Consider the following 17,953-nt stretch of genomic DNA (forward strand, 5'->3'; position numbering starts at 1 on the left):
TCGGACGTCAGTCGGTCGTCGCGGCGACGGCCGCCGCGCGCGCCTTGCGCATCTCGGTGATCTCGCGCTCGAAATCGGCTGCGCTGGTGAAGGATCGGTACACCGAGGCGAACCGCAGGTAGGCGACCTCGTCCAGATCACGCAGCGGGCCGAGGATGGCCAGGCCGACCTCGTGGCTGGGCACCTCGGGAGAGCCCTTGGCGCGCACCGCGTCCTCGACCTGCTGGGCCAGCAGGTTGAGCGCGTCGTCGTCGACCTCGCGGCCCTGGCAGGCGCGCCGGACACCGACGATCACCTTCTCGCGACTGAACGGCTCGGTGACGCCGCTGCGCTTGACCACCGACAGAATCGCGGTCTCGACGGTGGTGAACCGGCGACCGCAGGACGGACACGACCGCCGGCGGCGGATCGCCGTACCCTCCTCGACTTCACGCGAGTCCACGACTCGCGAGTCAGGGTGTCGGCAATACGGGCAATGCATCCGAGGGTTCCTTCGTCGAGGCGCACTCCATGGCACTTGACAGAATACCTGTCACTACTGCACCACCTGCCACTGCGTGGTCAGGTCCGCGATCAACTCGGGTAACCGGGCAAGCATCCGGCCCCGGGTGAGCTTGGCCGGGAAGGGTTCGGCGAACACCGTCACCGCGCGGGCCGCGTCGGCGGTGAGGTCGAGATGGCGTGGCACCAGGTCGGCGGTGATGTAGGCCCAGCGCGTGTCGCGGTCGGCCCAGTTGAAGTCGGGCAGCGGCATCCGCAGACCGAGTCCGCCCGCGCGCACCGTCACCGGGGCATAGACGCCGGGTGCGCGGACGCCGGGCACGGCAGGCTTGCCCGCCACCGTGGTGACATAGGTGAGGACCCGGCCCATGCCGTCGCGACCGGCCGCGGTGACGTCCCACTGGTCGGCGACGATGTGGTTCTGTTCACGGTCGGTCATCCGGACCAGCGAGTCCGCGCGGCCTGCCGCCGTGCCGCCGTCGATACCCGCCCAGGCGGTGCGCATGCTGTCGTCGATCACGCCCGCCGCGAACAGCTCGTCGATGCCCGCCATCCCCTCGGCCAGGTAGACCTCGTGCTGCGGGACCAGGTCGGTGAAGATGTGCTTCTGCATGATCATCAGCCGGGTCTGATACCAGGCGAGGTCGGCGGCGCTCAGGCGCGGACCGTGCAGTGCCAGCCCGGTGATGTCGGCGGGCACCTCGGCGACGAGTTCGGGCGGGGTGGAACGCAGCAGCTCGGCCACGGCGGTGCCGAGTTCGTGGATCCCGCCGACCGAGAGCACCGCGCCGATGTCACCGACATCGAAGAAGCCGGAGGCGAAGGAGCCGCCCGCGATGCCGGCCAGGCCCGCCCAGTAGAAGTCGGGCCGGGCCGCGGCGATACGGAAGTAGTTGACGTAGACCTGGCTGAAGGTCACCGAGTTGGCGGCGACGCCACGAGAGGGCTCCCAGGTGGCCAGATCGATGGCCGCGTTGCCGGTCGCGACGACGAGCCAATACTGGTGCAGCAGAGTGGCGTAGCGCGCGGGCGCGATCCCGTCGGCGCGTGCCTCCGCCAGCGCGGCGCGCAGCGGTGGTTCGGTCAGCGGCAGCGCCGGGTGCAGACCGCCGCCGAGTTCGCCGTCGGCGTTGAGCGCGGGGAGATCGAGATAGTCGGCGTACGTGGGGGTCGCGTGGGCCGGTGGCGTCAGCACCGCGCCGAGGAGCAGACCGAGCAGTACAACGATCGAGTAGCGGCGCACATGACCTCGCATCCGGTTACGCCGAGGCCCCTACCCGCCTCGGTTCAGGATGCTCGTCACCGTAGCAACGCGTTCTACTTCAGGGGCGACTTTCGACGACGCCGCCGATCGCCCGAGCCGTCGAAACTGCCTGAAAACCATTTCTGGCCAGGCATTTTCGACTCAGCGAACTGTCCCGGACAGTCCACCCGTCCCCGCGTCCACCGACTGCGAAATCCCCGGATCCGCGGGCTCGAACCGATCACCGAAACTTCCGGCGCGCAGGTGCGCCAGACCGAGGAAGGCCACGACGATGATCGCGGTCACCAAGGCCGTCACCGCCAGCGCGGCGAAACCGATCTGCGCCTGTTCGACCCGGCGCACCGGATGCACTCCCCTGGCGCGCCTGGCGCCGGGAACCCGGGCATACAGCGCCGCCTCGGTCCGACGGCCGGCCTGCCGCGGCCCACGCTCGGACCGAGCGGGCTCGCGCGTACGACGCGGCGAATCCGTCTGCGGCACCGTGGCGAAAGCCAGGTCGAGCTCGGCATCGGCGGGCCGCTCCGACGCCGCGGCCAGCACGGAGCGCGCGACAGCCAGACCGTTGGTCCCGTAGGCGGCGAACACTTCCGAGGCGGGCCCGCGCGAGACCTCGGGACGCGCCGCCACCGGCGGCGGCACCGGCGCGGGACGGCGGACGAGTGAGCCGGCACCGACGCCGCGCACGAGCGAGAACGGCCGTCGCGCACGGGCGTCGCGGCGACGGCGGACGATCGGCTCGGGATAGGCGGCGTGGTCGAGGGAACGCAGGGCGCTGGTCGCTGTGCTCATCGGAAGAACCTCCGGGGTGGTGTGCTCCGCTGCTGAAGGAAGTGCTGGTGAAGCCCCTGTGTCACACATTGTTCGAACACCTGTGCGACGAACTGATGTTCGATTTCTACCACGCCGCGGAGGCGATGTCAGCACGAAACGCCCGACATGCTCGAACAGATGTTTGATACTTCGGCGTGGCACGACTAGCCTCGAAAAGGCGAAATCGACCAGCGGAAGGGCGGGACACGGTGACCCACACAGACGACACGGGTGACGAAAGCGCTACCGGCACCGTCACATCGGGATCCGGTGCGGATCTCACCGTGCGTCAACGCACGGTCCTCGACGTCATCCGCACCTCGGTGACCGAGCGCGGCTATCCGCCCAGCATCCGCGAGATCGGTGACGCGGTCGGGCTCACCTCCACCTCCTCGGTGGCGCATCAGCTGCGCGCGCTCGAGCGCAAGGGGTATCTGCGCCGCGACCCGAATCGTCCGCGCGCGGTGAACGTTCGCGGCCTCGACGAGGCGGTTCGCTCGGTGACGACGCTGCCCGCCGACGAGGCCGACGCGAGCAGACCGACGCCGACCTTCGTTCCGGTTCTGGGCCGGATCGCCGCCGGTGGGCCGATCCTGGCCGAGCAGGCCGTGGAGGACGTCTTCCCGCTCCCCCGCGAGCTCGTCGGTGACGGCTCCCTGTTCCTGCTCAAGGTCGTCGGCCAGTCCATGGTCGACGCGGCCATCTGCGACGGCGACTGGGTCGTGGTCCGGCAGCAGAACGTCGCCGAGGGTGGCGACATCGTCGCCGCCATGATCGACGGCGAGGCGACGGTGAAGACGTTCAAGCGCACCGGCAAGGACGTGTGGTTGATGCCGCACAACCCGCACTTCGAACCGATTCCGGGCAACGACGCGCAAATTCTCGGCAAGGTCGTCACCGTCATCCGCAAGATCTGAGCGCCGGCCGGGCTCGCACTCAGGCGCGCACGGCGGCGTCCATCTCCCAGATCAGCAGTTCGGCGGCGGTCAGCGCGGTGACGCGGTGGCCGCCCGCGGCGGTCAGGCGGACTGCGTCGCCCTGGTCCAGTGCGCCGTGGTCCTCGTAGTCGACCGAGCCGCGTGCGACGAAGACGTGACCGTAGGGCGCGTCCGGCACGGTGATCGAGTGACCCGGGTCCAGGCGCGCCACATGGAAGGTGGCATGCCGGTTGCCGATGCCGATCGCGGCGTCGGCGCGGTGGCGTGGCATACCGGAGGCGACGGGCAGCAGGGTGTTGCGGCGCAGCTCGTCCTCGATGTCGAGTTCCTGGTAGCTCGGTGTGACGCCAGGGGTATCCGGCGGGATCCACATCTGCACGACGTGCAGGCGCTCGCGTTCCCGGTAGCCGGCGCCGTTGCGTTCGGAATGCCGGATGCCGGTGCCCGCGCTCATCCGCTGCGCCAGGCCCGGGTGGATCACGCCCGAATTCCCGGCGGAATCCTGGTGCACGACGGTGCCCGCCAGGACCCAGGTGAGGATCTCGGTGTCGCGGTGCTGATGGGTGTCGAAGCCTTCACCAGGGCCGACGGTGTCCTCGTTGTGCACCAGCAGCAGCCCGTGCGCGTTGTCCTCGAGCACGAAGTTGCCCGTCACCGGGAAGGACTGCCGGGAGTCGAGCCAGGCGTTCCACCAGTGCGCGCGCTGCGCACCCGGAACCACCTGAACCTGCGCTGTCGCCATCGTCGTCACCTTCCACCATCCGGACTAGGGTCCGTATAGCGGGTAACGCGGTCGGCGCCGCGGGCATTCCACGACGCCGACCGGCGAGGTTCAGAAGGGCAGGGCGCCGCGCAGGCGGCCGATCAGGGTGCGACCGGAATCGCGATCGCGCTCGTTGAACAGGAACTGGAGTTCTTCCTCGAGCCCCTTGCGCACGACATCGCGCAAATCGATGGCCGCGGCGTCGAGATCGTCGGCCCCGAGCCAGGGCGCCGGGTCGATCGGCGCGCCCGCCGAGAAGTAGAACCGCTCCGGTCGCGGCAGCGGCGTCGGGCCGATGCCCTTGACCATCGGCGGGTTCAGCTCGGGGTTGATGCCGAGCAGGCTGCACGTCCAGCGCAGCGGGCGCATCACCGGGTGCTGGCCGTCGAAGACGATGTCGAACGCGTCGTCGACACCGATCATCGCCATCGGCACGATCGGCACCCCCGCCTGGATCGCCATCCGCGCGAAGCCGGTCCGGCCCTCCCACTTGAGCGCGTACTTCTCGCCCTTGCGGCGGATCGCCTCCCGGCCGCCGCCGGGGAACACGACCACGGCCTCCCCCCGCTCCAGCAGCGCCAGGCAGTTGCCGCGGGTGCCGCGCACGGCGCCGAAGCGATGCAGGATCTCCCGCACGCCGGGCACCATCAGCACGTGCTCGGCCAGGCCGCGCACCAATCGCCCGCGCTGCCGCAGGATCTCCGGCATCAGCAGCGGCGCGTCGATCCCGCCGAGCAGATTGTGGTTGGCCACGATCAGCACCGGCCCCTCGGACGGGATGTTCTCCAGCCCGTAGAACCGCGGACTGGCCCACGCGCGCACCGGCGCGAACACCGCCTCGAACGCGCGGATCTCCCACTCGCTCGGCGTCGGATTCAACGGCGCGTTGTCGGAGAGGATCCGGTCGCCCTGCTCGACCGATCCCGCCCTGTTCTCGTTCACTATTCCTGGACCCCGCTGGTCATTCGACATAACACCCTCCTGCTGTCGACAATCGACCATAACGCCCGAAAATTACTGTGTCGCATCGACGTTGGCCGCTATCCCGCGGCAAACCCGGCTGGTCGGATCAGTTCGGCACAGCCTCGGCCGGGCCCGAATGGGCGAATTCCGACAGCGCGGCGGCCAGCGCGTGCGGTACCCGCGCGCGGACCCTGGTGCCGCCTTCCTCGTGCTCGGCGGTGACGATCCGGCCGTCGGCGTGGATGCGCGCCAGCAGATCGCCGCGGCTGTAGGGCAGCAGCACACTGATGTCGACATCGAGGCCACCGAGCACCTCCGAGAGCCGCTCCCGCAGCTCCTCCACCCCGGCGCCGGTCTGCGCCGAGACGAACGCCGCGTCGGGCAGCATCCCGCGCAGCCGGGTGAGCTCGTTGGGATCGGCCGCGTCGATCTTGTTGACCACCAGCAGTTCCGGCGGGGCGGCGGTGCCCTGCTCCTTGATCACGTCGGTGATCACCTCGCGGACCGCCTTGATCTGCTCGAGCGGCAGCGGATCGGAACCGTCGACGACGTGCAGCAGCAGGTCGGCGCCGGTGACCTCCTCCAGCGTCGAACGGAACGCCTCGACCAGCTGGGTGGGCAGGTGCCGGACGAAGCCGACGGTGTCGGTGAACACCATCTCGCGGCCGTCGTCGAGCGCGGCCCGGCGGGTGGTCGGATCGAGGGTGGCGAACAGCGCGTCCTGCACCAGCAGGCCCGCGCCGGTCAGCGCGTTCATCAGGCTCGACTTGCCCGCGTTGGTGTAGCCGACGATGGCGATCGAGGGCACGCCGCTGCCTGCGCGGCGCGCGCGCATGGTGTCGCGGGCGGTCTTCATCTCCCGGATCTCGCGGCGCAGCTTGGCCATCCGCTCGCGGATGCGGCGACGGTCGGTCTCGATCTTGGTCTCACCGGGACCACGCAGACCCACACCGCCGTTGCTGCCCGCGCGGCCACCGGCCTGCCGCGACATCGACTCACCCCAGCCGCGCAGGCGGGGCAGCATGTATTCCATCTGCGCCAGCGCGACCTGGGCCTTGCCCTCGCGGGAGGTGGCGTGCTGGGCGAAGATGTCGAGGATCAGCGCGGTGCGGTCGATGACCTTCACCTTGACGACCTTCTCCAGCGCGGTCAGCTGCGCCGGGGTCAGCTCACCGTCGCAGATCACGGTGTCGGCGCCGGTCTCGAGGACCACGGTGCGCAGTTCCTCGGCCTTGCCGGAGCCGATGTAGGTGGCCGGGTCGGGCTTGTCGCGGCGCTGGATCAGGCCCTCGAGGACCTCCGAGCCCGCGGTCTCGGCGAGCGCGGCCAGCTCGACCATGCTCGCCTCGGCCTGGGCGGAGCTGCCGGTGGTCCACACACCGACCAGCACGACCCGTTCCAGGCGCAGCTGCCGGTATTCGACCTCGGTGATGTCGGTGAGCTCGGTGGACAGTCCGGCCACCCGGCGCAGCGAGGAGCGCTCGTCGAGCTGCATCTCGCCGACGGTGGGTTCGGGGGACCAGCCGGGCTGCCGCATGCGGGCCGCGTGGCGGGCCAGCGCGTCGTCGACGTCACCGCGATCGGCGGCCACGTCGGGCTCGGCCGCGGTGGTGTGCTGGGCCGAGTGGTTGTCTGTGGGGGTTTCTGGTTTCGTCATACGCCCTCTATGCTGCCACGTCACGGTGACAGCGCGCATCCGGTTATCGCGCTACTGCGCGTCCCACCAGTCCCGCGACAGCGTGCCGGTGGCCACCAGCACCGACGGTCCGCGCAGCCGAGCTCGGCCGTGGTCGACGGTGACCCGCACCTGACCGCCGGGTACCCGCACGGTCACCTCGCCGGATCCGGTACCCACCGAGACACCGGCGGCGGTCAGCGCGGCGGCCGCCGCGGCCACGGTGCCCGTTCCACAGGACCGGGTCTCGCCGACGCCGCGTTCGTAGACGCGCATGTCGACGGCGTTGTCGGGGCCGAGCGCGGTGAGGATCTCGACATTGACCCCGTGCGGGAACAGATCGGGATCGAAGCCGGGCGAGACGGCCAGATCCAGCTTGGCCAGCGCGTCCGCGGTGAGCCCGGGGTCGACGCAGGCCAGGTGCGGATTGCCGACATCGATGCCGATACCCGGCAGCGCCCAGCCGCCCAGCGTCGCGGTGGAGGGCCCGAGTTCGCGGACCACCCCCATGTCGACGGTGACCTCGCCGTCGACCGGTCCGGCCGCGTGCACCACGACGGGCCGGGCGCCCGCACGGCTGCCGACGACGAACTCCGTGCGCGATTCCAGCCCGGACGCGGCGAGGTAGTGCGCGAACACCCGCACACCGTTGCCGCACATCTCGGCGATCGAGCCGTCGGCGTTGCGGTAGTCCATGAACCAGTCCTCGGCACCGACACCCTCGGGCAGCGCGGTGAGCACACCGGCTTCGACGAGCGCGCCCGCCTTCGCCACCCGCAGCACGCCGTCGGCGCCCAGGCCGCGCTGCCGATCGCACAGCGCGGCGATCCGGTCGGCGGTCAGGTCGAGCCGCACCTGCGGATCGGGCAGCACCACGAAGTCGTTCTGGGTGCCGTGGCCTTTGCTGAATTCGATGTCGGACACGTTCGTCATTCTCCTCTGCGCCGCCGGGTGCCGCGTTACCGGGCGAAGGTGCGCCGCTGGCGGGCGATCTCGTAGAGGCTGATCGCGCCCGCCGACGGCGCGCCCAGCGAGCTGGCGGTGCCGCCCATCGGGATGGTCACCAGGTCGTCGCACGCCTCGGCCCAGGCCGAGCTCATCCCGGTGGTCTCGTTGCCGACCACCAGGATCGTGGCCTCGGTGAAGTCGTAGTCGTAGATGGTGCTAGGCGCGTCCTCGTCGGTGCCGACGATGCGGGTGGGAATGCCGCGGGCCACCTGGCGGTCGCGGAATTCGAGCACCTGTGCGGGGCCGGCCGCACGCAGCACCGGGACCGCGAACAGCGAGCCGGTGGACGCGCGCACCGACTGCGGGTCGAACTGGTCGGCGCCGTGGCCGGTGACGATCACGCCCGAGGCGCCGAAGGCGTCCGCCGAGCGGATCAGGGTGCCCAGGTTGCCCGGCGAGTTCGGGCGGTCGAACACCACGACGACCGGCGCGTCCTCCCCCGGTTCGCCCGGCGCGTAGTCGGCCAGGTCCGGCTGCCGCGACACCGCGACCGCGACGATCTCCGGCACGCTCGCCGCCTTCTCGCCCAGCTCGGCCATCAGCTCGGGCACCAGCCCGACCTGCGGCACGTCGGCGGTGTCGAGCACCTCGCGCGCCCAGCTGGACAGCTCGGGGCTGCCCAGCCGGTAGAGCAGCGTCTCCAGCGGCCAGTCGTTGGCCAGTGCCTGGGTGATCGGACGCACGCCCTGCACGAGGAACCGGCCGTCACGATGACGTTTCGTCCGGTTGTTGAGGTAGGCCTGCCACACCTGCACCGAGGCGTTGCGGGTACTCACTCGTCGCGTCACTGCGCTGTCCGTCCTGTCGGGTCGGTTCGGTGCGTGGAGAGCAGGGTCGTCGCGGTCGCGGCGAGCTCGGGGTCGGCGCCGTCGACCCAGGCCACCCTGGGATCGCGGCGGAACCACGACCGCTGTCTGCGCACATACCGGCGGGTGCCGATCAGGGTGCGCTCGCGGGCGTGGGCGAGGTCGTACTCACCGTCGAGATGGGCCAGCACCTGGGCGTAGCCGATCGCGCGGCGGGCGGTCTGGCCCTCGCGCAGGCCGAGCTCGAGCAGACCGCGCACCTCCTCGACCAGACCGGTGTCGAACATGAGCGCGGTCCGGGTCTCGATCCGGGCGTCCAGGAGGGCGGTCTCGCGGTCGACGCCGAGGATGGCGGTGTCCCAGCGTGGGACGCCGATCGTCGGCGCCGAGGCCGCGAACGGCTGCCCGGTCAGCTCGACGACCTCGAGCGCGCGCACCATCCGCCTGCCGTCGGTGGGCAGGATGGTGGCGGCCGCGACCGGATCGGCCGCACGCAGCGCGGCGTGCACGGCGACCACACCGCCTTCGGCGAGCAGCGCCTCCCACCGCGCGCGGACCGCCGGGTCGGTGGCCGGGAAGTCCCACTGGTCCAGCAGCGCCTGCACGTACATCATCGAGCCGCCGACGATGACCGGTGTGCGCCCGCGCGCCATGATGTCCTCGACGATCGCGCTCGCGTCGCGCTGATAGGCGGCGACCGTCGCGGTCTCGGTGACGTCGAGGACGTCGAGCAGATGGTGCGGGATCCCGCGGCGCTGATCGGGCGGCAGTTTCGCGGTGCCGACGTCCATCCCGCGGTAGAGCTGCATCGCGTCGATGTTGACGATCTCGCCGTCGAGTCGTTCGGCCAGGTCGAGCGCGAGATCGGACTTGCCGGTGGCGGTGGGGCCGACGACCGCGATGGGGCGCCCGGGCCAGCTCGTCACTCGTCGCTACCTTCCTGTCCACCGGGTTCCCACACGCTCACGTCGTAGCCGACACCATAGGGTGCGCCCTGATAGAGGGTACGCACCCGCGGATCGGCCGGATCGGCGGCGAACAGCCCGCCGAGTACCTGGTAGGCGGCGCGACCGTCGAGGAGCAGCTGGGCGCACAGCGCGGGGTCGAGCACCGCCAGGCCGGCCCGGGAACCGGCGCGCAGCGCGGCGTCGAGCGCGTCCTGCACCGGGGCCGCGCGCTCGTCCAGATACCCGGGTGCCGAAACCGTCAGTGTCGCCGCGCCGTCGGCGACGACGAGCACCGCGTGCGGGGCGGGGTCGGCGTCGAGCTCGGCGCGCAGCCTGGCGCCGACGCGCGCGCAGTCCGCCGGCGTGGTGCCGGCGGCCAGCAGCCGCGCCGTCACCGAGATGCCGGGCGCGACCTGCTCGCGCAACCACCCGGCGACCAGCACCGGCAGCGGAAGCTGGGGGTCTGCTGGGCCCGGATCCCGGCCCGCCGGGCCGAGCCCGACGACGACGTCGGCGCCGAAACCACGGAACGTCCCTCTGGTCGTGGCGGCGAAGTTCTGGTCGCGCGCGCCGACGCCGAGGACCGTCCAGCGGTCGGCCGACGCGGCGAGCGCGGCCGCGGCGTCGAGGGCGGCGGCGCGCAGCACCGCGGTCGGGTCGTCGGGATCGCTGCCCGCTGCCACGAGACGCCCGCACAGTTCGGGCACCAGCATCGGCGGCGACGGGACCAGGGCCGCTATCGAGAACACGCGGTAACCGTAGCCGTACCGCGCGGAGGGGGCCGCACCCGCCGCACCGCGACCGGGGAGTCGTCTGCGAGTGTCCGGCGCGGTGATGCCCACCGAGATTGCTAGTGTTTTCAGGTGCGACTACCCACGTCGTCCGGGACGAAATCCCAGGAAATCCGGCATCCGATCGCTCGGATCGATGGTTTCCTCGGCTCCGACCGGGTTCAATGGGATGTGCTAGGGCGTAACCAGGCAGCCGTGACGCGCGGCAGGGACGGAGAGCAATGACCGACAGCAACGGAACCGCGAAGCCCACCCCCGGTCCGGGCCCGCGACCGTCCGGTACCCCCAAGCCCGGCGGAAAGTCTCCGCGTCCGCCGAAGCCACACGCCGTGAAACCGGCGCCGGGCCCCGACCAACCGCATCCGCACGCGGTCGTCGTGCCGACGGTCACCGACCCCAGCAAGTGGGGCCGCGTCGACGAGGACGGCACCGCCTGGGTCAAGACCGCCGACGGCGAGCGGGTCATCGGGTCCTGGCAGGCGGGCGATGCCGCCGAGGGGCTCGAGCACTTCGGCCGCCGCTTCGACGACCTGGCGACCGAGGTCGCGCTGCTCGAGGCCAGGCTGGCCGCGGGCGCCGATGCCCGCAAGACCAAGGCCGCCGCCCTCGCGATCGCCGAGACGCTGCCGACCGCGGCCGTCATCGGTGATATCGACGGCCTGGCCGTGCGCCTGCAGGCGATCACCGAGCACTCCGAGGAAGCCGCCGCGCACGCCAAGGAGGAGAAGGAGCGCGCCCGGCACGAGCACACCGAGCGCAAGGAAGCCCTCGCCGCCGAGGCCGAGCAGATCGCCGCCGAGTCCACCCAGTGGAAGCACGCCGGTGACCGGCTGCGCGAGATCCTCGACGAGTGGAAGTCCATCCGCGGGGTCGACCGCAAGGTCGACGACGCCCTGTGGAAGCGCTACTCCAAGGCCCGCGAGGCGTTCAACCGCAGGCGCGGCGCGCACTTCGCCGAGCTCGACCGCGAACGCGCCACAGCCAAGACGCGCAAGGAAGAGCTGTGCGTGCGCGCCGAGGAACTCTCCGGCTCCACCGACTGGACCGGCACGGCCGCGGTGTTCCGCGATCTGCTCACCGAGTGGAAGGCGGCGGGCCGCGCCCCGCGCGAGGCAGACGAGGCGCTGTGGCGGCGGTTCAAGAGCGCCCAGGACGTGTTCTTCGCCGCCCGCAACGCGGCCGTGTCCGAGCGCGACGCCGAGTTCGAGCACAACGCCACCGCCAAGCAGGAACTGCTGCGCGCCTACGAGCACATCGACCCGGCCACCGGGCTCGACGCCGCCCGCAACGCGCTGCGCGAACTGCAGGACAAGTGGGACGCCATCGGCAAGGTGCCACGCGAGCGCATGCAGGAGCTGGAAGGCAAGCTGCGCGCCATCGAGAAGCGCGTGCGCGACGCCGCCGACCAGCAGTGGCGCCGCACCGATCCGGAGGCCGTGGCGCGCGCCGCGCAGTTCCGCGAGCGGGTCGCCCAGTTCGAGGAGCAGGCCGCCAAGGCCACCGCGGCGGGCAAGAAGCGCGACGCGGAGAAGGCGCTGGAGCAGGCCAAGCAGTGGCGCGAGTGGGCCGAGGCCGCCGAAGGCGCGGTCAGCAACCGGTAGACGTGGCCACCTGATCCGGCGAGGACATCGGTAACTCACCGGAGATCGACCGAACCGCCTCCCCACGACCGGCAAGAATCGCGGGGAGGCGGTTGAGTCTATTCGCCGGTCAGGCGCTTGCGGTCGCGCTCCTCGGCCTCGCGCGCGGCGGTGCGGCGCTGCTCCTCGGCGGCGAGCTGCACGGCGGTGCGGCTCCAGACGACGCGAATCCAGTGGAAGGTGAGCACCATGATCGCGATCGTGCCCAGGATCAGGCCGATGCCGGGGCCGGCGCCCTCGTAGTTGCCCAGGCCGGGAGTCTGCCGGTGCCAGATCGACAGCACGCCGAACACGCTGCCGACCGCCGAACCGGCACAGGCCAGCCAGGCCAGCACCCAGCGGCGGGTGGTCAGCGCGAGCAGCGACAAGCCGACACCGAAGACGATGACCAGCCAGACGAAGATCCGCGAGGGCAGGCCGATGTGCTCGACGCCGGCGGCATCGGTGTTGAGCAGCACGTCGAACCCGCGCGCGGTACCCGCGGTCGGCAGGACCAGCGAGATCAGCAGCGCGAAGACCGCGCCCGCCACGACCAGCGCCCGCGCGCCGGGATCGATCTCACCGGCGATGCGGCGTTCCACCGCGTCGAGTTCGCCGCGGAACTGTTCGAATTCCTTGTCGTCCACCCGGTTCACCGCGTTGTCGCTCCTGTCCGCAGGCTGATCGTTGCTGGTCTCGTGCGTGCCGGGCTCTACTGTGCCATCACCGTCCGCGCCGCCGGCACCCGACCCACTACGACCGGTAGTAGGTTCGGGTTCCTCCGGCGTGGAGATCATGAGCAGCCGGTCGAGCAGCCGCCGGCGACCGGCTCGACCGCGGGCGCGCCGATCCGCGGCAGCCCGAGGCCGACGCCGATCGGTTCGGTCTTCGGCGTCACGCCGCGCTCGTGCGCGTCGCCCGCCCTGGTGCGCCGGTGCGACTTCACCGCGCCGTCGGCGATCAGGTGGTGCGGCGCGGCCTCGGTGATGTCGACGACGACGATGTCGCCCGGCCGGATCACCGCGTCGGTGCCGGGCCGGAAGTGCACCAGCCTGCCGTCGCGCGCGCGGCCGCTCAGCCGGGCGGTGGCGGCGTTCTTCTTGCCCGCGCCGTCGGCGACGAGCAGTTCCACCTCGGCGCCGATCAGCGCCTGGTTCTCCTCCAGCGAGACCTGCTCCTGCAGCGCGATCAGCCGGTCGTAGCGCTCCTGCACGACGGCCTTGGGCAGCTGGTCGGGCAGTTCGGCGGCGGGTGTTCCCGGCCGCTTGGAGTACTGGAAGGTGTAGGCGCTGGTGAACCGCGCCCGGCGGACCACGTCCAGGGTCTCCTGGAAGTCCTCCTCGGTCTCGCCGGGGAAGCCGACGATGATGTCGGTGGTGATCGAGGCGTGCGGCATCGCGGCGCGCACCTTGTCGATGATGCCGAGGAAGCGTTCCTTGCGGTAGGAGCGGCGCATCGCCTTGAGCACCCGGTCCGACCCGGACTGCAGCGGCATGTGCAGCTGCGGGCAGACGGTCGGGGTCTGCGCCATCGCCTCGATGACGTCGTCGGTGAACTCGGCCGGGTGTGGGGAGGTGAAGCGCACCCGCTCGAGGCCCTCGATCTGCCCGGTCGCGCGCAGCAGCTGGGCGAAGGCCCCGCGATCGCGCGGCTGTTCCGGGTCGACGAAGTTCACGCCGTAGGAGTTGACGTTCTGGCCGAGCAGCGTCACCTCGAGCACGCCCTGGTCGACCAGCGCCTGCACTTCGGCGAGCACGTCACCGGGGCGGCGGTCGACTTCCTTGCCACGCAGCGCGGGCACGATGCAGAAGGTGCAGGTGTTGTTGCAGCCCACCGAGATCGACACCCAGCCGGCATAGGCCGATTCCCGCTTGGCGGGCAGCGTCGAGGGGAACGCCTCGAGCGATTCGAGGATCTCGACCTGGGCTTCCTCGTTGTGCCGGGCCCGCTCGAGCAGCACCGGCAGCGAGCCGATGTTGTGCGTGCCGAAGACCACGTCGACCCACGGCGCCTTGCGCACGACGGTCTCGCGGTCCTTCTGCGCCAGGCAGCCGCCGACGGCGATCTGCATGCCGGGCCTGCCCTGCTTCACCGGCGCCAGGTGGCCGAGGGTGCCGTAGAGCTTGTTGTCGGCGTTCTCGCGCACCGCGCAGGTGTTGAACACCACCAGGTCGGGGGTGTCCGACGGTGCGGCCTTCACATAGCCCGCGTCTTCGAGCAGGCCGGACAAGCGTTCGGAGTCGTGTACGTTCATCTGGCAGCCGAAGGTGCGGACCTCGTAACTGCGCGCCTGCGTCTGCGCGCGCTCCGTCGCGTTCTGTCCGTTCGAATCCACCCGTCCAGGGTACGGGCCGCACCCGATGTGGTCTGCGTCGCGTCCGGGAGTCGCCCGTGGTACCGGCAGGTTACCGGCCGGTGTCGTTTCGGCGTGCCGTAGCGGCGAGTCACGGAAAGCCGGGCAAATCTCCGAAGAACGCCTAAGGTTTCTGACCATGACCGACGACGCCGCACCCGCGACCGGGAAAGCCGACGCCGCCGCCACTGCTGGCGCGCCGCCGATGATCTCGATGCGCAACGTGGACAAACACTTCGGTGAACTCCACGTTCTGCGCCACATCAACCTGGAAGTCCCCCGCGGGCAGGTCGTGATCGTCCTCGGCCCCTCGGGCTCGGGGAAGTCCACGCTGTGCCGCACCATCAACCGCCTCGAACCGATCGACTCCGGCGACATCGCCATCGACGGTGTCGCCCTGCCCGCCGAAGGCAAGGCGCTGGCCGCGCTGCGCGCCGAGGTCGGCATGGTGTTCCAGTCGTTCAATCTGTTCGCGCACAAGACGATTCTCGAGAACGTCATGCTCGCGCCGCTGAAGGTCCGCGGCATCAAGAAGGACGACGCGCGCAAGCACGCGCTCGCCCTGCTCGACCGGGTCGGCATCGGCAACCAGGCCGACAAGTACCCCGCCCAGCTGTCCGGTGGTCAGCAGCAGCGCGTGGCCATCGCCCGCTCGCTGGCGATGGACCCGAAGGTGATGCTCTTCGACGAGCCCACCTCGGCGCTGGACCCGGAGATGGTCAACGAAGTGCTCGAGGTGATGGTCTCGCTCGCCAAGGAGGGCATGACGATGCTCGTCGTGACCCACGAGATGGGCTTCGCCCGCCGGGCAGGCGACCGCGTGCTGTTCATGGCCGACGGCGAGATCGTCGAGGACACCGCGCCCGAGACCTTCTTCACCGCGCCCTCCTCGGACCGGGCCAAGGACTTCCTCGGCAAAATTCTCAGTCACTGACCATCCACCCATCACCAGGAGAAGGACACTCGATGAGGATCAATCGTGCGACGCGGGTCGGAATCGGCGCCGCGGCACTGGCATTGGCTGCCACGCTCACCGCGGGCTGTGGCGGCGGTGACGAGGGGTCGGTGCTCGACCACGCCAAGGACGGCAAGCTGACCGTCGGCATCAAGTTCGACCAGCCGGGCCTGGGCCTGCGCAACACCGACGGCACCTACAGCGGCTTCGACGTCGAGGTGGCCAAGTACGTCGGCGACAAGCTGGGCGTGAAGCCGGAGAACATCACCTTCAAGGAGTCGCCGTCGGCGCAGCGCGAGACGCTGCTCGAGAACGGTCAAGTCGACTACGTCGTCGCGACCTACTCGATCACCGACAAGCGCAAGGAGAAGGTCGACTTCGCCGGCCCGTACTACATCGCCGGTCAGGACCTGCTGGTGCGCGCCGACAACACCGACATCACCGGCCCGGAGTCGCTGGCGGGCAAGAAGGTGTGCTCGGTGAAGGGCTCCACCCCGGCCCAGAACATCAAGGACAAGTACCCGCAGGCGCAGCTGCAGACCTACGACACGTACTCGCTGTGCATCGAGGCGCTGCGTGGCGGCGCGATGGACGCGGTGACCACCGACAACGTCATCCTCGCCGGTTACGCCGCGCAGTCGCCGGGCTCCTACAAGCTGGTCAACAAGCCCTTCACCACCGAGAAGTACGGCATCGGTATCAAGAAGGGCGAGTCCGAGGCGCGCACCAAGATCAACGACGCGATCGAGGCGATGATCGCCGACGGTTCGTGGAAGGCCGCGCTGGAGAAGTCCTTCGCGGGCACCGGTTTCGCGATCCCGCAGCCGCCGACCGTCGACCGCTACTGATCACCTCCGCGATGGCGGCCCGGGACTCCCGGGCCGCCATCGCGGTTGAAGTCCTGCTGGCCCTTACACATCGATCGGAGGACGCGCGTCCGTGTTCGACCTGATCTCGAGGTACGACTCCGAAATCCTCGACGCCTTCTGGGTGACCATCAAGCTGACATTCTTCTCCGCGATCGGCGCGCTGATCCTCGGCACCCTCGTCGCCGCCATGCGCGTGTCACCCATCCCGGTCGCGCGCTGGGTCGGCTCCGTCTACGTCTCGATCTTCCGCAACACTCCCCTGACCCTGATCATCGTGTTCTGCTCGCTCGGCCTGTACACCACCCTGGGCTGGAAGCTGGCCGGTGATTCGCTGTCGGACAACAACTATCGCTGGGCGATCGTCGGCCTGAGTGTCTACACGGCGGCTTTCGTCTGCGAGTCGCTGCGCTCGGGCATCAACACGGTGCCGCTGGGCCAGTCCGAAGCGGGCCGCTCGCTCGGCTTCGGCTTCGCGCAGAACCTGCGCCTGGTGGTGCTGCCGCAGGCCTTCCGCGCGGTCATCGCCCCGCTGGGCAGTGTGCTGATCGCCCTGACGAAGAACTCGACGATCGCCTCGGTGATCGGCGTCGGCGAGGCCGCGTTCCTGATGAGCGAGATGAACGAGAACGAGGCCGCGCTGCTCGCGATCGGTGCGATCTTCGCCCTCGGCTTCGTCATTCTCACCCTGCCGACCGGCCTGTTCTTCGGCTGGCTGGCCAAGCGATACGAGGTAGCCCGATGAGCGCAGCTTCGGTCCTCTTCGACGCGCCGGGCCCCCGCGCGCGCGTCCGGCATCACCTCTACTCGGTACTGGTCGTCCTCGCGCTGGCCGTTTTCGGCTGGCTGCTCTACGACGCGTTCGCCGAACAAGGTCAGTTCACCGCGGCCAAGTGGAAGCCGTTCCTGGAAGCGGGCGTCTGGGAGACCTACCTGCTGCCCGGTCTGCGGGGCACCTTGACCGCGGCGGTCATCTCGATCGTGTTCGCGCTGATCTTCGGCATGATCTTCGGCATCCTGCGGTTGTCGGATCACAGGTGGATCCGCTGGACCGCGGGCGCGATCGTCGAGCTGGCCAGGGCGATCCCCGTGCTGATCCTGATGATCTTCCTGTTCGCCGTGTTCGGCGAGTACAAGGTCTTCCGCTCCGACGACCTGGCGCTGGCCGCGGTCGTCATCGCACTGGTCATCTACAACGCCTCGGTCATCGCCGAGATCGTGCGCGCGGGTATCCGGTCGCTGCCCAAGGGCCAGACCGAGGCCGCGGTGGCGCTGGGCCTGCGCAAGACCCAGCTGATGCGCCTGATCCTGCTGCCGCAGGCGGTCACGGCGATGCTGCCCGCCCTGGTGTCGCAGATGGTGGTCGTCCTGAAGGACACCGCGTTGGGCTACCAGATCACCTACGTGGAACTGGTGCGCGCCGGTCAGCAGGAGGGTGCCTCGCAGCAGAACACCATCCCCGCGCTGATGGTCGTGGCGCTGATCATGATCTCGCTGAACCTGGCGCTGACCTTCCTGGCCACGACGCTGGAGAAGCGCCTGCGGTCGCGGCGCAAGAAGGGCGGCGGTGCCGTGCTGGCCACCGATTCGATCGTCACCGACGCCGCTCCCGGCGTGGACATCACCAAGAACTAGCTCGGTCGAACACATCGCGGGGCCCGGTCCGGACGGATCGGGCCCCGCGATGTGTTTTC

The 17,953-nt window shown here is 70.2% G+C and carries 18 protein-coding genes; 6 read left to right on the forward strand and 12 right to left on the reverse strand.

Going from position 1 to position 17,953, the window contains the following annotated elements; translation table 11 throughout:
* Positions 1 to 7: 7 nt before the first annotated feature.
* From nrdR to NV348_RS04105, 3 genes are all read right to left on the reverse strand, one after another.
* On the reverse strand, positions 8 to 481 hold the full coding sequence (gene nrdR, locus NV348_RS04095) for a transcriptional regulator NrdR (RefSeq protein WP_447145775.1): 474 nt from the start codon (positions 479 to 481) through the stop codon (positions 8 to 10).
* 54 nt (positions 482 to 535) lie between these two features.
* The gene (locus NV348_RS04100; protein WP_447145776.1) at positions 536 to 1,756 is read right to left on the reverse strand and encodes a hypothetical protein; all 1,221 of its coding nucleotides are present in this window, start codon (positions 1,754 to 1,756) and stop codon (positions 536 to 538) included.
* Between the two features lie 150 nt (positions 1,757 to 1,906).
* A complete protein-coding gene (locus tag NV348_RS04105; RefSeq protein ID WP_447145777.1) occupies positions 1,907 to 2,554 on the reverse strand; it encodes a hypothetical protein in 648 nt (215 codons plus the stop codon).
* Between the two features lie 305 nt (positions 2,555 to 2,859).
* Here NV348_RS04105 and lexA point away from each other — a divergent pair, with 305 nt between their 5' ends.
* On the forward strand, positions 2,860 to 3,492 hold the full coding sequence (gene lexA / locus NV348_RS04110) for a transcriptional repressor LexA (RefSeq protein ID WP_447145778.1): 633 nt from the start codon (positions 2,860 to 2,862) through the stop codon (positions 3,490 to 3,492).
* Between the two features lie 19 nt (positions 3,493 to 3,511).
* Here the strand turns inward: lexA and NV348_RS04115 are convergent, their stop codons facing one another.
* The 7 genes from NV348_RS04115 to NV348_RS04145 all read right to left on the reverse strand — a co-directional run bounded on the left by NV348_RS04115 (position 3,512) and on the right by NV348_RS04145 (position 10,424).
* Positions 3,512 to 4,255 carry a pirin family protein gene (locus tag NV348_RS04115; RefSeq protein ID WP_447145779.1) on the reverse strand — a complete coding sequence of 248 codons (744 nt, stop codon included), beginning with the start codon at positions 4,253 to 4,255 and terminating at the stop codon, positions 3,512 to 3,514.
* A gap of 90 nt (positions 4,256 to 4,345) precedes the next feature.
* On the reverse strand, positions 4,346 to 5,218 hold the full coding sequence (locus NV348_RS04120; RefSeq protein WP_447145780.1) for a lysophospholipid acyltransferase family protein: 873 nt from the start codon (positions 5,216 to 5,218) through the stop codon (positions 4,346 to 4,348).
* 127 nt (positions 5,219 to 5,345) lie between these two features.
* Positions 5,346 to 6,776 (reverse strand): GTPase HflX, encoded by a 1,431-nt coding sequence (hflX, locus tag NV348_RS04125; protein WP_447150925.1) that lies wholly within the window; start codon positions 6,774 to 6,776, stop codon positions 5,346 to 5,348.
* 171 nt (positions 6,777 to 6,947) lie between these two features.
* On the reverse strand, positions 6,948 to 7,829 hold the full coding sequence (gene dapF, locus NV348_RS04130) for a diaminopimelate epimerase (RefSeq protein ID WP_447150926.1): 882 nt from the start codon (positions 7,827 to 7,829) through the stop codon (positions 6,948 to 6,950).
* A gap of 44 nt (positions 7,830 to 7,873) precedes the next feature.
* Complete coding sequence (locus NV348_RS04135) at positions 7,874 to 8,710, reverse strand: TrmH family RNA methyltransferase (RefSeq protein ID WP_447145781.1); 837 nt, start codon at positions 8,708 to 8,710, stop codon at positions 7,874 to 7,876.
* Positions 8,707 to 9,654, reverse strand: a complete 948-nt coding sequence (miaA, locus tag NV348_RS04140; protein WP_447145782.1) for a tRNA (adenosine(37)-N6)-dimethylallyltransferase MiaA — start codon at positions 9,652 to 9,654, stop codon at positions 8,707 to 8,709. Before miaA ends, NV348_RS04135 begins: the two co-directional genes overlap by 4 nt.
* Positions 9,651 to 10,424, reverse strand: coding sequence for a class III extradiol ring-cleavage dioxygenase family protein (locus tag NV348_RS04145; protein ID WP_447145783.1), 774 nt, complete (start codon positions 10,422 to 10,424; stop codon positions 9,651 to 9,653). Before NV348_RS04145 ends, miaA begins: the two co-directional genes overlap by 4 nt.
* A 263-nt stretch (positions 10,425 to 10,687) precedes the next feature.
* On the opposite strand from NV348_RS04145, the gene NV348_RS04150 reads away from it, so the two are divergent.
* Positions 10,688 to 12,067, forward strand: coding sequence for a DUF349 domain-containing protein (locus NV348_RS04150; RefSeq protein ID WP_447145784.1), 1,380 nt, complete (start codon positions 10,688 to 10,690; stop codon positions 12,065 to 12,067).
* Between the two features lie 98 nt (positions 12,068 to 12,165).
* Here NV348_RS04150 and NV348_RS04155 read toward each other — a convergent pair whose 3' ends face one another.
* Together NV348_RS04155 and miaB are read right to left on the reverse strand one after the other, a co-directional pair.
* The gene (locus NV348_RS04155; RefSeq protein WP_447145785.1) at positions 12,166 to 12,741 is read right to left on the reverse strand and encodes an Rv2732c family membrane protein; all 576 of its coding nucleotides are present in this window, start codon (positions 12,739 to 12,741) and stop codon (positions 12,166 to 12,168) included.
* A 137-nt stretch (positions 12,742 to 12,878) separates the two neighbouring features.
* Positions 12,879 to 14,420, reverse strand: a complete 1,542-nt coding sequence (gene miaB / locus NV348_RS04160; protein WP_447145786.1) for a tRNA (N6-isopentenyl adenosine(37)-C2)-methylthiotransferase MiaB — start codon at positions 14,418 to 14,420, stop codon at positions 12,879 to 12,881.
* A 223-nt stretch (positions 14,421 to 14,643) separates the two neighbouring features.
* Between miaB and NV348_RS04165 the strand changes: the two genes are divergently transcribed.
* The 4 genes from NV348_RS04165 to NV348_RS04180 all read left to right on the forward strand — a co-directional run bounded on the left by NV348_RS04165 (position 14,644) and on the right by NV348_RS04180 (position 17,894).
* Positions 14,644 to 15,372, forward strand: a complete 729-nt coding sequence (locus NV348_RS04165) for an amino acid ABC transporter ATP-binding protein (protein WP_447150927.1) — start codon at positions 14,644 to 14,646, stop codon at positions 15,370 to 15,372.
* Positions 15,373 to 15,404: 32 nt separating this feature from the next.
* Positions 15,405 to 16,241 carry a glutamate ABC transporter substrate-binding protein gene (locus NV348_RS04170; RefSeq protein ID WP_447145787.1) on the forward strand — a complete coding sequence of 279 codons (837 nt, stop codon included), beginning with the start codon at positions 15,405 to 15,407 and terminating at the stop codon, positions 16,239 to 16,241.
* Between the two features lie 91 nt (positions 16,242 to 16,332).
* Positions 16,333 to 17,004, forward strand: a complete 672-nt coding sequence (locus NV348_RS04175; protein ID WP_447145788.1) for an amino acid ABC transporter permease — start codon at positions 16,333 to 16,335, stop codon at positions 17,002 to 17,004.
* Positions 17,001 to 17,894, forward strand: a complete 894-nt coding sequence (locus tag NV348_RS04180; protein ID WP_447145789.1) for an amino acid ABC transporter permease — start codon at positions 17,001 to 17,003, stop codon at positions 17,892 to 17,894. The genes NV348_RS04175 and NV348_RS04180 overlap by 4 nt, the downstream gene beginning before the upstream one ends.
* Positions 17,895 to 17,953 lie beyond the last annotated feature (59 nt).

The sequence above is a fragment of the Nocardia fodinahabitans genome, from assembly GCF_052983615.1.